This is a genomic window from Actinomadura sp. WMMA1423, from assembly GCF_006547145.1.
Taxonomy (GTDB): Bacteria; Actinomycetota; Actinomycetes; order Streptosporangiales; family Streptosporangiaceae; genus Spirillospora.
The window spans coordinates 3,037,815-3,049,643 of record NZ_CP041244.1 but is presented as its reverse complement, the minus strand read 5'-3'; the positions used below and the strand labels follow the sequence as shown (position 1 = coordinate 3,049,643).

Here is an 11,829-nt window from a genome sequence, read left to right as displayed (position 1 = left end):
TCGGGGGGAGCGAGGTGATCACGCCGGGAGAACTGGCCCGGCTGCTGGAGATCCCGGCGCCGACCGATGAGCAGGCCCGGGTGATCGAGGCGCCGATGGCGCCGATGGCGGTGATCGCCGGCGCCGGGTCGGGCAAGAGCGAGACGATGGCCGCGCGGGTGGTGTGGCTGGTCGCGAACGGCTTCGTCCGGCCGGAGCGCGTCCTCGGGCTCACCTTCACCCGCAAGGCCGCCGCCGAGCTCGGCGTGCGCGTGCGCAAGCGGCTCGACAGGCTCCGCGAGGTCCTGCCGGGAGACGAGCTCGAGCGGCTGGGCGGCGAGGCCCTGTTCGACGGCGAGCCGATGGTGTCCACGTACCACTCGTACGCGGCGCGCCTCTTCGGCGACCACGCCCTGCGCGAGGCGCTCGAACCCACGATGCGGCTGATCTCGCCGGCCGTCGCCTGGCAGATCTGCTCGCGGGTGGTCGACGCCTACCACGGCCCCATGGACCAGATCGACTGGCAGCCCGACACCGTCACCAAGGCCGTCATGGAGCTGTCCGGCGACCTGGCCGAGCACCTGCGGACGGCCGAGGACGTCCGCAAGGTCGGCGCCTGGCTCGACGAGCGGCTCGCCGCGGTGCGCAAGCCGCTCAAGGCGCAGCGCGACGTCCTCGCCAAGCACGCGGTCCGCGAGCAGCTCATGCCGCTCATCGAGGCGTACGGGCGCGCCAAGGCCGACCGCGAGGTCATCGACCACGGCGACCAGATGGCGCTCGCCGCCCGCATCGCCTACAAGCATCCCGAGGTCGGGATGATCGAGCGGTCCCGGTTCTCCGTCGTCCTGCTCGACGAGTACCAGGACACCAGCCAGGCGCAGCTCGTCCTGCTCAAGTCGCTGTTCGCGGGCGGGCACCCGGTGACGGCCGTCGGCGACCCGTGCCAGTCCATCTACGGGTGGCGCGGCGCGAGCGCCGGGAACCTGCTGCGGTTCGCCTACGACTTCCCCTCCCAGCCCGCCGCGACTCCCGGCGGGCGGCCCGTGGCGGCGCCGGTCGTCCAGCTCAGCCGCTCGTTCCGCAACGGCGAGCAGATCCTGGAGGCGGCGGCCAAGGTCCAGGAGGAGCTGCGCGCCGAGACGAAGGCCGTGCCGCGCCTCATCCCGGGCGCCGGGCGCGAAGGGCGCGGGCGCGTCGAATGCGCCCTGTTCCCCACCGTCGAGGACGAGGCCGACCGCATCGCCGCGCGCATCGCCGGGCTCATGGCCGCCGACCCCGGGACCGCACCGGACGGCGGCCCCCAGACTGAGCCGCTCCACTATTCCGACGTCGCCGTCCTGGCGCGGAAGAGGTCGCAGTTCCCGCTGATCAGGCGGGCCCTGGAGGCGCGCGGCATCCCGGTCGAGGTCGTCGGGCTCGGCGGGCTCCTCACCGTCCCCGAGGTGCAGGACGTCGTCGCCACGCTGCGCGTCATGCACGACCCGACCGCGGGCGCGTCCCTCGCCCGGCTGCTCACCGGCCCGCGCTGGCGCCTCGGCCCCCGCGACCTCGTCGCCCTCGGGCGCCGCGCCCGCGCCCTGGCCCAGGAGGCGGCCCGCGACATCACCCGCCCGGACGCCCAACCCGTCCCCGCTTCCGGCGGGGCGCCCGATGAAGGGGCCACGGAGGGGGCCGGCGGAGGGGGCCCGGAGGGGGCCAATGCGGGGGGCCAGAGGGAGCCCAGCGCAGGGGCCACGGAGGGGATCAGCGCAGGGATCAGTGCGGGGGCCGTGGAGGTGGCCGACCAGGGAGCCGGCGAGGGGGCCAGTGAGGGGGCCAGTGAGGGGGCCAGTGCGGAGGCCGGTGAAGAGGCCGCGGGTGACGATCCGCTGCGGCAGCTCGTCAGCGAGCTGAACCAGGAGACCGGCAGCCTCGTCGACGCGCTCGACGACCTCGGCCCGCCCGGCGCGTACTCGCCCGAGGGGTACGGGCGGCTGCGCCGCCTCCGCGACGAGCTGCGCGGCCTGCGCGGGCAGGTCGGCCTGCCGCTGCCCGACCTCGTCAACGAGGTCGAGCGGACGCTCGGCCTCGACATCGAGGTCGCCGCGCGGTCCGGGCTCGACCCCGTCACCGCCCGCGCCGACCTCGACGCCTTCATCGACGCCGCCGCCACCTTCGCGGGCGACGCCGAAGACCCGACGCTCGGCGCGTTCCTCGCCTACCTCAAGGCCGCCGAGACCGAGGAGTTCGGGCTGGAGGCCGGGCGGGTCGGGGAGACCGACAGCGTCAAGCTCCTCACCGTCCACGCGTCCAAGGGCCTCGAATGGCCGGTCGTCGTCGTCCCGGGCCTGGCGTTCACGCCGCAGAAGAACGGCGGCCCCGCCAAGGGGTCGATCTTCCCTTCGCCGCCGCAGAACGCCACCCGCTGGACGGCGAACCCGCGCGTCCTGCCGTTCATGCTGCGCGGCGACCGCGCCGACCTGCCCGCGCTGACCGGGCTGGAGAAGGACGACCTCACCGCGTTCGAGCAGGCGTGCTCCGAGCGCGACCTGCGCGAGGAGCGGCGGCTCGCCTATGTGGCGGTCACGCGCGCGTCCAGCCTGCTCATCACCACCGGTTACTGGTGGGGGTCGTCGGGGCGCCCGCTCGGCCCGTCGCCGTTCCTGGAGGAGGTGCGCGCGGTCTGCCTCGCGGGGGCCGGGTCCGTCGCGGTCTGGGCCGACCCGCCTGAGGAGGGCGCCGCGAACCCGCTGCTCGCCGACCCCGAGGAGGCGCAGTGGCCCGCCGCCCCCGGTGAGCGCGGCCGGTCCGACCTGACGGCGCGGGCGCGCTACGAGGCGGTCGTCGAGGGCGCCCGCATGGTCGAGGACGAGATGGCCGGCCGCACCCGCCACTGGGCCGGCGACGCCGGGCTGTCGGACGCCGACCGGGGCCGCATGACGGCGTGGGCGCGCGACGTCGAGCTGCTGCTCGCCGAGCGCGACCGGGGGCGCGGCGACGACGGCCTGCTCGTCGAGCTGCCCGCGCACCTTTCGGTGTCGTCGCTGGTGTCGCTGGCGCGCGACCCGGGGGCGCTCGCCCGGCAGATCCGCCGCCCCATGCCGCGCCCGCCCGCTCCCTACGCACGGCGCGGCACCGCGTTCCATGCCTGGCTGGAGGGCCGCTGGGGTCAGCAGCGCCTCCTCGATCCCGACGAGCTGCCGGGCGCCGCCGACGAGGGCGCCGCCGACGACTCGCACCTGGCGATGCTGCGCGAGCGCTTCGAGGGGTCGCAGTGGGCGGCGCGCGAGCCGCTCGACATCGAGGTGCCGTTCGAGACCATCATCGGCGACCGGCTGGTCCGTGGCCGGATGGACGCCGTTTTCCGGACCCGCGACGGCGGATACGAGGTCGTCGACTGGAAGACCGGATCCCCGCCGTCGGGGGAGGAGGCCCGCTTCGCGGCCGTGCAGCTCGCCGCGTACCGGCTGGCGTGGGCCGAGCTCACCGGCGTGGACGTCGCACAGGTCAGCGCGGCCTTCCACTACGTGGCGGCCGACGTGACCGTCCGCCCCGCCGACCTGCTCGACGCCGCCGGCCTCGCCGCCCTGCTGGACGGCGTCCCCGCCGCTTGAGGGTTATGTCACTCGCCTCTGTTCACGGTGCGTGGTTTCGGGGATGATCCGGGCAACCAGTCGAGGAGGCGACGTGACGGTGACCCATGACGAGAAGGTGGTCCGGGAGTTCTCCAAGCAGGCGGCCGGGTTCGCCGACCCGAGGCTGAACACGGCGTTCACCCGCCACCTGGACCGGCTCGTCCGGTTCATGGATCCCGAGCTCGACCTGGAGGACATCGTCCTGGAGGTCGCCGCGGGGACCGGAATGGTGTCCCGCGCGATCGCCCGCCGCGTCCGGCACGTGACGGCACTCGACATCACGCCCGCGATGCTGGCCGAAGGCAAGCGCGACGCCGACCACGCCGGCCTCATGAACGTCACCTTCGCGCACGGCGACGCCACCGCCCTGCCCTACCTCGACCGCTCGTTCACCCTCGTCGTGACCCGCTTCTCGCTGCACCAGGTGGCCGACCCCGAGTCCGTCGTCAGGGAGATGGCCCGTGTCAGCCGCCCGGGCGCCGCGCTGATCATCGCCGACCTCGTCCGCCCCGACGGGCTGGACGGCGACCCCGACCGGATCGAACGCCTCCGCGACCCCTCGCACGGGGAGGCCCTCACCGAGGCGCGGATCGCCGACCTCGTCACCTCGGCGGGCGCGCAGGTGAAGCGCGCCGACCGCTTCGACCACGAGCGCCCGCTGGATCCGTGGCTGGAGTTCTCGCACACCCCCTCCGACGTCGCGGAACAGATCAGGCGGGAGCTGGAGGACGAGCTGGCGGGCGGGCCCGCCACCGGCATGCGCCCGAGCATGGTCGACGGCGTCCTGCACTTCACGCACTCCTACCTCTTCCAGCAGGCCATCGTCGGGTAACGTTTTCGAGCAAACGTTCGACGCGTGTGACGCGTGTGGTCTATGTTGTCGAACATGGGTTCTAGCACCGTGCGCTCCCTCGAACGCGAGCCGGCCGCGCTGGCGATGCGCATCGGCGTGGTCGCGGCCGAGGCCGCCCTCGCCACCTTCGCCCGCAACCTCGACCTCGACGACCTCGAGGACGGCATCGACTTCCAGGGCGCCATCGGGCCCGCCGAATGGCCGGTGTTCTCCCTGGTCATCGACACCCTCGCCGAGGCCGGGCCGGGCGACCGCCGGACCCTGGACGAGCGCCGCGCCGACGCCCTCAACGACCTCGCCCGCATCTGCATGGCCGCCAAGCGGCGCGCCGGCGCCGCCTGACCCCCGAGACGGGGCACGCCCGGGACCTCGCGGCCCTGGGCCCGGGCGTTTCCCTCATCAGCCTTCGGGCGCTGTCCGCTTCACCTTGCCGGTGCTGGTCCGGGGCAGTTCCCGGACGAAACGGATGTCCCGCGGCACCTTGTACCGGGCCAGGCGCCCGCGCACGTACTCCTTGAGCTCGTCCTCGGTGACCGCCGCCCCCTCGGCCTTCACGACGTGCGCGGCGAGCCGCTGCCCGAACCTCTCGTCCTCCACCCCGGTCACCGACACCTCCGCGACGTCCGGATGGCCGCCGAGCAGGTCCTCGACCTCGCCGGGGAACACGTTCTCCCCGCCCGAGACGATCATGTCGTCGGCCCGGCCGTCGATGAACAGCCGGCCCGCCTCGTCGAAGTGCCCGAGGTCGCCGGTCCCGGTCAGCCCGTCGCGCACCTGCTTGCCGCCGCCCCCGGTGTAGCCCGCGAACCGCAGGCCGCCGCCGGTGTGGACCTCCCCGGTCTCGCCCGCGGGCAGCTCCCGCCCGTCCTGCCCGAGCACCTTGATCGTGAGCCGGAACGACGGCCTGCCGACCGTGCCGGGCGCGGCCCGCAGGTCCTCGGGCGTGGCGATCGTGGCCCATCCCGTCTCGGTCGCGCCGTACACGTTGACGAGCACGTCGCCGAACGCGTCCATGAACGCCTCGGACAGGTGCGGATGCAGCGCCGCACCGCCGCACACGACCGCCCGCAGGGTCGGCGTGGGCGGCGGGTCCGCCACGTCCAGGATCCGCTGGAGCATGACGGGGACCGCCACGAGCGCCTCCGCCCGGCAGTCCGCGATCGTCTCCAGCACCTGCCGCGGATCGAAGCGGCGGGACAGGATGAGCGGCATCCCCATCCCGAGCCCGACCGTCGTGTAGGCGAACCCGAGCAGATGGAAGAGCGGCGGAGCGACGACCATCGGCGCCCCCGACCGCACGGGGACGCGCATCATGTGGCTCAGAGCCGCGGGCAGCAGCGAAGAAGCGGACACATCATGCCGCGCCCCCTTGGGCGTCCCCGTGGTCCCCGACGTCATCAGGATGACCCGGCTGGCCCGCTCGCGCTTGACGGACGCGGGCTCCGTCTCCGCGATCAGCGCGTCGACCTCCCCGCCGCCCTCATCGGCCCAGGCGACGACCCGCTTCCCACCGAACCCCGACTCCTCGACGGCCGCCCCGAACTCCTCGTCGTGGACGAGCAGCTCGATCTCCTCGCGCTCAACGACCTGCCCCAGCTGCGTTCCGGAGAAGTCGGTGTTCAGCAGCACGACGTCATTGCCGAGCCGCGACGCCGCGAGAACGGCTTCGACGAACCCCCGGTGATTGCGGCAGAGAACCCCGACCTTCCCGTCACCCACACGCTCGCTCAGCGCGGTGGCGAGCGACGCGGCCCGCCGTTCGAGCTCCGCGTAGGTCAGCGCCCCGCGCTCGTCGACGAGGGCCGTCCGGTCGGGGAAGCGCAGCGCGGCCATGGCCCCGAGCGTCGCGGGGACGGGCCCGAACCGCGCGTAGGGGAACAGCAGCCGCACCGCCCGATCAGGCCGGACGGGCCGCAACGCCCCAGAGTTCCGAACCGCCCGGGTAGCCCTGGCTCCAGCCCTAGCAGCAACCCGCACCCGCCCAAGCACCAGCAAGCCACCTTCCTCACACACCCCGACTCTTCGTCCGTCGTTCGACATACCCGCCTATCACCTAGGCAAAGGCATCCTCCAGCGACGACAAACGACGAGTGTGCTCTGGGCCCTTCATCGAGATGTCGTCAGCACCCTTCAGCGGCTGTCCTGCGCCGCGCGGCGGGCCATGGCGAGGTTGTTGCGGGAGTTCAGGGTGTGGGGGTGGTCGCTGCCCAGTACCCGTTCGCGGTCGGCGAGGGTCTGCTCGTGCAGGGCGATCGCCCGTTCCAGGTCTCCTGCGGCCTGGTAGGCAAGGGCGAGGTTGTTGCGGGAGGTCAGAGTGTTGGGGTGGTCGCTGCCCAGTACCCGCTCGGCGTCGGCGAGGGTCTGCTCGTGCAGGGGGAGCGCCCGTTCGAGATCTCCTGCGGCTCGATAGGCGCCGGCGAGGTTGTGGCGGGATACCAGGGTGTGGGGGTGGTCGCTGCCCAGTACCCGTTCGCGGTCGGCGAGGGTCTGCTCGTGCAGGGCGATCGCCCGTTCCAGGTCTCCTGCGGTCCGATAGGCGCCGGCAAGGTCGTTGCGGGAGGTCAGAGTGTTGGGGTGGTCGCTGCCCAGTACCCGCTCGGCGTCGGCGACGGTCTGCTCGTGCAGGGGGAGCGCCCGTTCGAGATCTCCTGCGGCTCGATAGGCGCCGGCGAGGTTGTGGCGGAAGACCAGGGTGCGGGGGTGGTCGCTGCCCAGTACCCGCTCGGCGTCGGCGAGGGTCTGCTCGTGCAGGGCGATCGCCCGTTCCCGGTCCGCTGTGATCTGGTAAGCGAGGGCCAGATTGTTGCGGGAGATCAGGACGCTCAGTGCCTGGTCGCCGTGGAGGCGGTGGTTGGTGGCCAGGGCACGTTGGAAGTATGCGATGGCGCGGGTCGGTGAGCCTTGGAGCTGTAGGAACGTAGCCGCGCGGTCCAGTAGGTGCCACATGGTGTCGGTGTCGGTGGTCGCCGGGGCGTGGTCGGCCAGGGCATCGATGTGGGGGAGCAGGGTCCGCCACATCGGCCAGCCTGCCGGATCTTCGACATCGAGGGGGCGGGCCTGATGCAGCAGCCGGGTGGCGGTGTCGCGAGCGGCGGCGATGGCGTCGGGTTGACGGTGCGGGTCGGCGGGGTCGGAGGTACGGGCGAGGGCCTGTACCAGCCGGTGCACGGTGACGTCGCCGTCCTCGCCCAAGGTGACCATGTTGTAGGCCGCCAGCACCCCGAGCGCTTGTCGTGGCACTGTCGGAGGGATCGGCGGGTCCGTACCGGGCCGCCGCTTCGGCCAGGGCCGTCGGCGGTCCCGAGGCGGCGTCCGAGCGCTGTCGGTCATGACGGTGGCCAGGTCATCGAGCAAGGCGCAGGGGATGGCCTCGGGGGCGTACCAGGCGAGGACCCGGAGCAGATCCCCGGCGAGGGGAGCGTCGGTGAGCTGGTCGAGTGTGAGGCGCCAGATCCGGGCGATGGTGCGCTGGGCGTCGGCGCCCTGGGCGGTCTGGTCGTACATGACCGCCGGTGAGTCGGCCAGCAGTTCCAGGTAGGCGCGCGGGGACAGCCGGTGCTGGTGCAGGTAGGCGGCGGCCTGCTCGATCGCCAGCGGCAGGCATCCCAGCTCGGTGGCCAGTTCGGCGGCGCCGTCCAGGTCCGCGCCGGGCCGGTCGTGGGCGGCGATCCGGGTGAGCAACTCCACCGCCTGCCCGCTGGTGAGGACGTCCAGCCGCAGTACCTGGGCACCGAACCGATGCCAGCCCTCGCCGAGGCGGCTGGTGACCAGGACGCGGCCGGTGCCCGTCCGGGCCATCACGGGGGCGATGTGCTCGGGGTCGTTGACGTTGTCCAGCACGAGCAGCCAGCCGTCATGGCAGCTCAGCCAGGTCAGCGCCCACTCGGCCAGGGCGTCCAGCGGCAGCGCCTGTTTCAATTCCGGTTGCAGCGCGACGGCCAGCGCGGCCAGTCCCGCCCGCACGGCCTCGCGGGTGTCGGCGGTGATCCACCACACCGGGGAGAACCGGTCGCGGTGCCGATCGCCGTAGCGGGCGGCCAGGGTCGACTTGCCCACTCCGCCGAGACCGTGCACCGCGGCCACTACGACCTCGGCCGACTCGCTCAGGGCCGCGTCCAGCTCCTCCAGTTCGGAACCGCGCCCGACGAACAGGTGTGCATGCGCCGGAACGTTGGCGAGGGCTGGCGCGGCGGTCACCTCGGCGGGCCGTGGCAGGCCCGCCGCCAGCACCACCTGCCCCTCGATGACGTACTGGTCCCGACCGGCTTGGTTGACGGCGCCGTGGCCCGAGGCGATGCCGCTCAGGTGCGGCGGAGGCCCGTCAGCCGGTGGGGTCGGTGGGTTGGTCATGCTGTGGACGGTTACCTGTCGTGGTGGATGTGCTGGTCGCGTCCAGCCTGGTAGATCCGGCCGTGCCCAGTCGCCTTGCCCTGGATCTGGGTGTTGGTCGCGCCGCCTCCGGTGGAGACGATGCCGGAGTTGGTGGCGTTGTCGCCTTCGGGGGACCGGCGGGCCCGCAGGCCCCCGGCCACCGCCAGGACCAGTCCGGTGATGCCGACGACGGCGCCGATCACGCCGATGGTGTCGTCCCAGTGGAAGCCCTTGACCGCGAAGTACACGATCAGCCAGATCGCGGATGCGGCCGCGATGATGCCGCCGGCCCAGGTCAGTGCGCGCCCCGTCATGCTCGCCATCATCGACCCGTCCGCCCGGTGACAACAGGTCATCCGTCACAAACGCCGGAACCGGACAGCGTCCATGCGTGAATACGGTCTGAACCCGTTACGTAGTGACCGGACATTAAGGCGGGCGATGAGTAGGCGACGGTATGTGGCCAGGGGTGTGCCCGGTGGTTACCGGATCTGGGACTCCAAGGCGGGGCGGTGGTGGGGAGATCTCTACGAGCTGTGCCCCGACGACCTGCTGGCGGAGTTGAACGGCGGCGCGGACTACGCGAAGGTCACCGCTCTGCTCAGGAAGTACCGGGCGCTCAAGCGCTGATCCGGCACGGGCCGCCCTGTCTTCAGGCGTGGGTGAGGGCGGTCAGGAACCAGTCGATTTCGCGGCGGGGGTGCTCTGGTGGGGCCCAGCCGTTGACGGTCGACAGGAGGTCCAGGTAGCGCTCGCGGCGGGGGTCGTTGGCGCCGGTCAGGTAGGCGGCCAGGCGGGCGCGCAGGGCCGGAGTGTCGGGGCGTTCCTGGAACTCGGCGTAGGCGGCGACGACGTCGTTGACGGCCTGCGCAGCCTCCGGTGAGTCGGGGGCCACACCTGCGGCCAGCAGTGGGCGGACGGTCTCGGTGACGCGTGCGACCGCGTGCTTGCGCGGCGGGCCCTTGGGGCGGCGGGCGGCCTCGGCGGTGTGGTCGTTGAACAGGTCCCGCATGAGGGTGCGGAAATCGGGGTCGCGGGAGAGTTCGGCCAGCTCGACCCAGGCCGCCAGTTGCTCGGAGGTCGGGTCCTCGGGCAGTTCGGGCGCCATCGACCTGTGCAGGACGCGGGGCATCGGGCCGGTCTCGGGGGCGCCGAAGGAGCTGTTGAGGAAGTCGCCGACGAGGTCTCGGCGTTCGGCGGCGGACAGGCGGGCGAGCCGGTGCATCAGTTCCATCTCCTCGGGGTCGCTGCCGCGCCGGGCGGCGATGGTCAGGACCGCGTGCCGCAGCCGCAGCAGCCGCATCTGGACGGCGACGGCCTCGGCGTGGGCGGCCGCCGCCTCGGCGGCCGGTATCTCGCGGTCGACGATCTTCTGGACGGTGGCCAGGTCGATCCCCAGCTCGCGCAGCGTCCGCACCAGGCTCAGCCGGGCCACGGCGTCCGCCCCGTACCGGCGGTGTCCCGACGCGTTCCTGCGCGCCGGGACGATGCCGCGTTCGGAGTAGAAGCGCACGGCCTTCACGCTGAGCCCGGTGGTCCGGGCGACTTCGCCGATGGAGTAGGTCGCTTCGCCGTCCACGGCCTCACCTTGGCATCTCCCCCAGGGGGAGGTTCAAGCGACGGGCGGGTTGAAGCGGGACGGGACGGGGTCGCTCCACCGCAGCGGCACGGCGCCGGCGATCTCGACGACGTCGGTGGCGGTGAACTCGACGAGCCGTTCGGCGCCCGGTACCGCGGCGGCGTGCGCGGGGTCCCAGTCGGTGCGGGCGGTGCCGGTGAGGTGGAGGACGGCGCCGGTGTCCCAGTCGCAGAAGAGCAGCCCGGCCCGGGGCTGGACCTCCAGGTTGCCCAGCGTGTTGAACATGGCGTTGCCGGTGTAGTCGGGCCAGCGCAGCACGTTCGGCGACACCGCCTCCACGAAGCCGGGGGCGCCGCCGCGGTGGGAGGCGTCGGCGTCGCCGTCGAGATCGGCGGTGGCGATGAAGAAGGTGTCCGCCCCGGCGATCCACTTCTGCTGGTCGGGCGTGAGGGTGCGGGAGCTCTTCGGCGGCGCCGGCGCGGCCGTCGTCCACTCCGGTTTCCGCTTCTGGATGTACTTGGGGCAGTTGGAGTACACCTGGTCGAGGTCGACGCGCAGGCCGTGCCCGGTCGGGGCGGCGCGGCCGTTCATCCGCATCCGGCGGTGCCGGCCCGGTTCGATCGCGAGCATGCCGACCTGCGCGGGCGTCGTGGACAGTTCGTGCAGCGGGTCGTGCGGCGCCGGAAGGGCGTCGATCGCGAGGGTGAGGTCGTCCACGGCGTGCAGGAAGCCGGGCCGTCCGGTGAGCAGGGTGGCCCACAGCCGTCCCCGGCCGTCGGCGGCGCCCAGCACGACCATCGGCTGCTGGAGCAGGAACGCGCGCGCCACGTCGGGGATCCGCGGGCGGACGGCGCGGGCGGAGAACTCGCCCTGCTCCAGCAGGCCGGCACGCCGCTGGGCGGCTCGCTCGCCTCGGTGGCAGACATCGACCGCCACAGCGGCCTCCTTCCGTTCGGGGCGGACGGGCTAGAAGAAGCCGCAGGTGGGGGCCGCGCCGCTGGGCGCGGGGGCGGTGTCGGCGCCGGTGGGCGCGTAGATCTCCAGGCGGGTCCCGTCGGGGTCGGTGAAGAAGACGCCTCCGGAGGAGGCGCCCTCGCCGTGCGGGACGACGCCGTCGTGGGCGAAGCGGGCGTCGAGGTCGCGGAGCACCTGCTCGGCGGCCCGCACCTCCTCGATCGACTCGACCTGGAACGACAGGTGGTGCAGGCCCGCCGAGCGGGGCGCGAAGGGGGAGTCGCTCTGCTGCCACAGGGTCAGCACGAGCCGTCCGTCCCGGCCGAGGAAGGCCCAGCGGCGGCCGCCCTCGTCGCCCTCGGACTGCACCTCGAACCCGAAGACGCGCTGGTAGAAGGGCACCGACCGGTCCAGATCGGTCACGTTCAGCCCCACGTGCCCCGTCCGCAGGGCCTTGATGGCGACCGTCTCCATGACAC

10 protein-coding genes are annotated in these 11,829 nt (G+C 73.1%); 4 read left to right on the top strand and 6 right to left on the bottom strand.

Annotated elements, in window-relative coordinates; genetic code table 11:
- Positions 1 to 14 precede the first annotated feature (14 nt).
- From FKD65_RS14170 to FKD65_RS14160, 3 genes are all read left to right on the top strand, one after another.
- Complete coding sequence (locus tag FKD65_RS14170; RefSeq protein WP_141577948.1) at positions 15 to 3,572, top strand: ATP-dependent DNA helicase; 3,558 nt, start codon at positions 15 to 17, stop codon at positions 3,570 to 3,572.
- 73 nt (positions 3,573 to 3,645) lie between these two features.
- A complete protein-coding gene (locus FKD65_RS14165) occupies positions 3,646 to 4,425 on the top strand; it encodes a class I SAM-dependent methyltransferase (RefSeq protein WP_141577947.1) in 780 nt (259 codons plus the stop codon).
- A gap of 54 nt (positions 4,426 to 4,479) precedes the next feature.
- Positions 4,480 to 4,788 (top strand): hypothetical protein, encoded by a 309-nt coding sequence (locus FKD65_RS14160; RefSeq protein ID WP_141577946.1) that lies wholly within the window; start codon positions 4,480 to 4,482, stop codon positions 4,786 to 4,788.
- Positions 4,789 to 4,845: 57 nt separating this feature from the next.
- Here FKD65_RS14160 and FKD65_RS14155 read toward each other — a convergent pair whose 3' ends face one another.
- The 3 genes from FKD65_RS14155 to FKD65_RS14145 all read right to left on the bottom strand — a co-directional run bounded on the left by FKD65_RS14155 (position 4,846) and on the right by FKD65_RS14145 (position 9,131).
- Positions 4,846 to 6,336, bottom strand: coding sequence for an AMP-binding protein (locus FKD65_RS14155; RefSeq protein ID WP_240810136.1), 1,491 nt, complete (start codon positions 6,334 to 6,336; stop codon positions 4,846 to 4,848).
- 240 nt (positions 6,337 to 6,576) lie between these two features.
- Entirely contained in the window at positions 6,577 to 8,796 is a 2,220-nt protein-coding gene (locus FKD65_RS14150) for a tetratricopeptide repeat protein (protein WP_141577944.1), read from the bottom strand.
- A gap of 11 nt (positions 8,797 to 8,807) precedes the next feature.
- Positions 8,808 to 9,131, bottom strand: coding sequence for a hypothetical protein (locus FKD65_RS14145; RefSeq protein ID WP_141577943.1), 324 nt, complete (start codon positions 9,129 to 9,131; stop codon positions 8,808 to 8,810).
- A gap of 145 nt (positions 9,132 to 9,276) precedes the next feature.
- On the opposite strand from FKD65_RS14145, the gene FKD65_RS14140 reads away from it, so the two are divergent.
- The gene (locus tag FKD65_RS14140; RefSeq protein WP_141577942.1) at positions 9,277 to 9,447 is read left to right on the top strand and encodes a hypothetical protein; all 171 of its coding nucleotides are present in this window, start codon (positions 9,277 to 9,279) and stop codon (positions 9,445 to 9,447) included.
- 22 nt (positions 9,448 to 9,469) lie between these two features.
- On the opposite strand, the gene FKD65_RS14135 is transcribed toward FKD65_RS14140, so the two are convergent.
- Genes FKD65_RS14135 through FKD65_RS14125 form a run of 3 tightly spaced genes read right to left on the bottom strand, consistent with a single transcriptional unit; the run spans position 9,470 to position 11,824 of the window.
- The gene (locus FKD65_RS14135; RefSeq protein ID WP_141577941.1) at positions 9,470 to 10,396 is read right to left on the bottom strand and encodes a MerR family transcriptional regulator; all 927 of its coding nucleotides are present in this window, start codon (positions 10,394 to 10,396) and stop codon (positions 9,470 to 9,472) included.
- A 33-nt stretch (positions 10,397 to 10,429) separates the two neighbouring features.
- Entirely contained in the window at positions 10,430 to 11,332 is a 903-nt protein-coding gene (locus FKD65_RS14130; protein ID WP_141577940.1) for a pyridoxamine 5'-phosphate oxidase family protein, read from the bottom strand.
- Positions 11,333 to 11,362: 30 nt separating this feature from the next.
- Entirely contained in the window at positions 11,363 to 11,824 is a 462-nt protein-coding gene (locus tag FKD65_RS14125; RefSeq protein WP_141577939.1) for a VOC family protein, read from the bottom strand.
- Positions 11,825 to 11,829: the final 5 nt, after the last annotated feature.

Bases quoted from the DNA above. Each gene is read 5' to 3' on its own strand.
- FKD65_RS14125 (WP_141577939.1), bottom strand. From the start codon at position 11,824: ATGGAGACGGTCGCCATCAAGGCCCTGCGGACGGGGCACGTGGGGCTG.
- FKD65_RS14150 (WP_141577944.1), bottom strand. From the start codon at position 8,796: ATGACCAACCCACCGACCCCACCGGCTGACGGGCCTCCGCCGCACCTG.
- FKD65_RS14160 (WP_141577946.1), top strand. From the start codon at position 4,480: ATGGGTTCTAGCACCGTGCGCTCCCTCGAACGCGAGCCGGCCGCGCTG.
- FKD65_RS14145 (WP_141577943.1), bottom strand. From the start codon at position 9,131: ATGACGGGGCGCGCACTGACCTGGGCCGGCGGCATCATCGCGGCCGCA.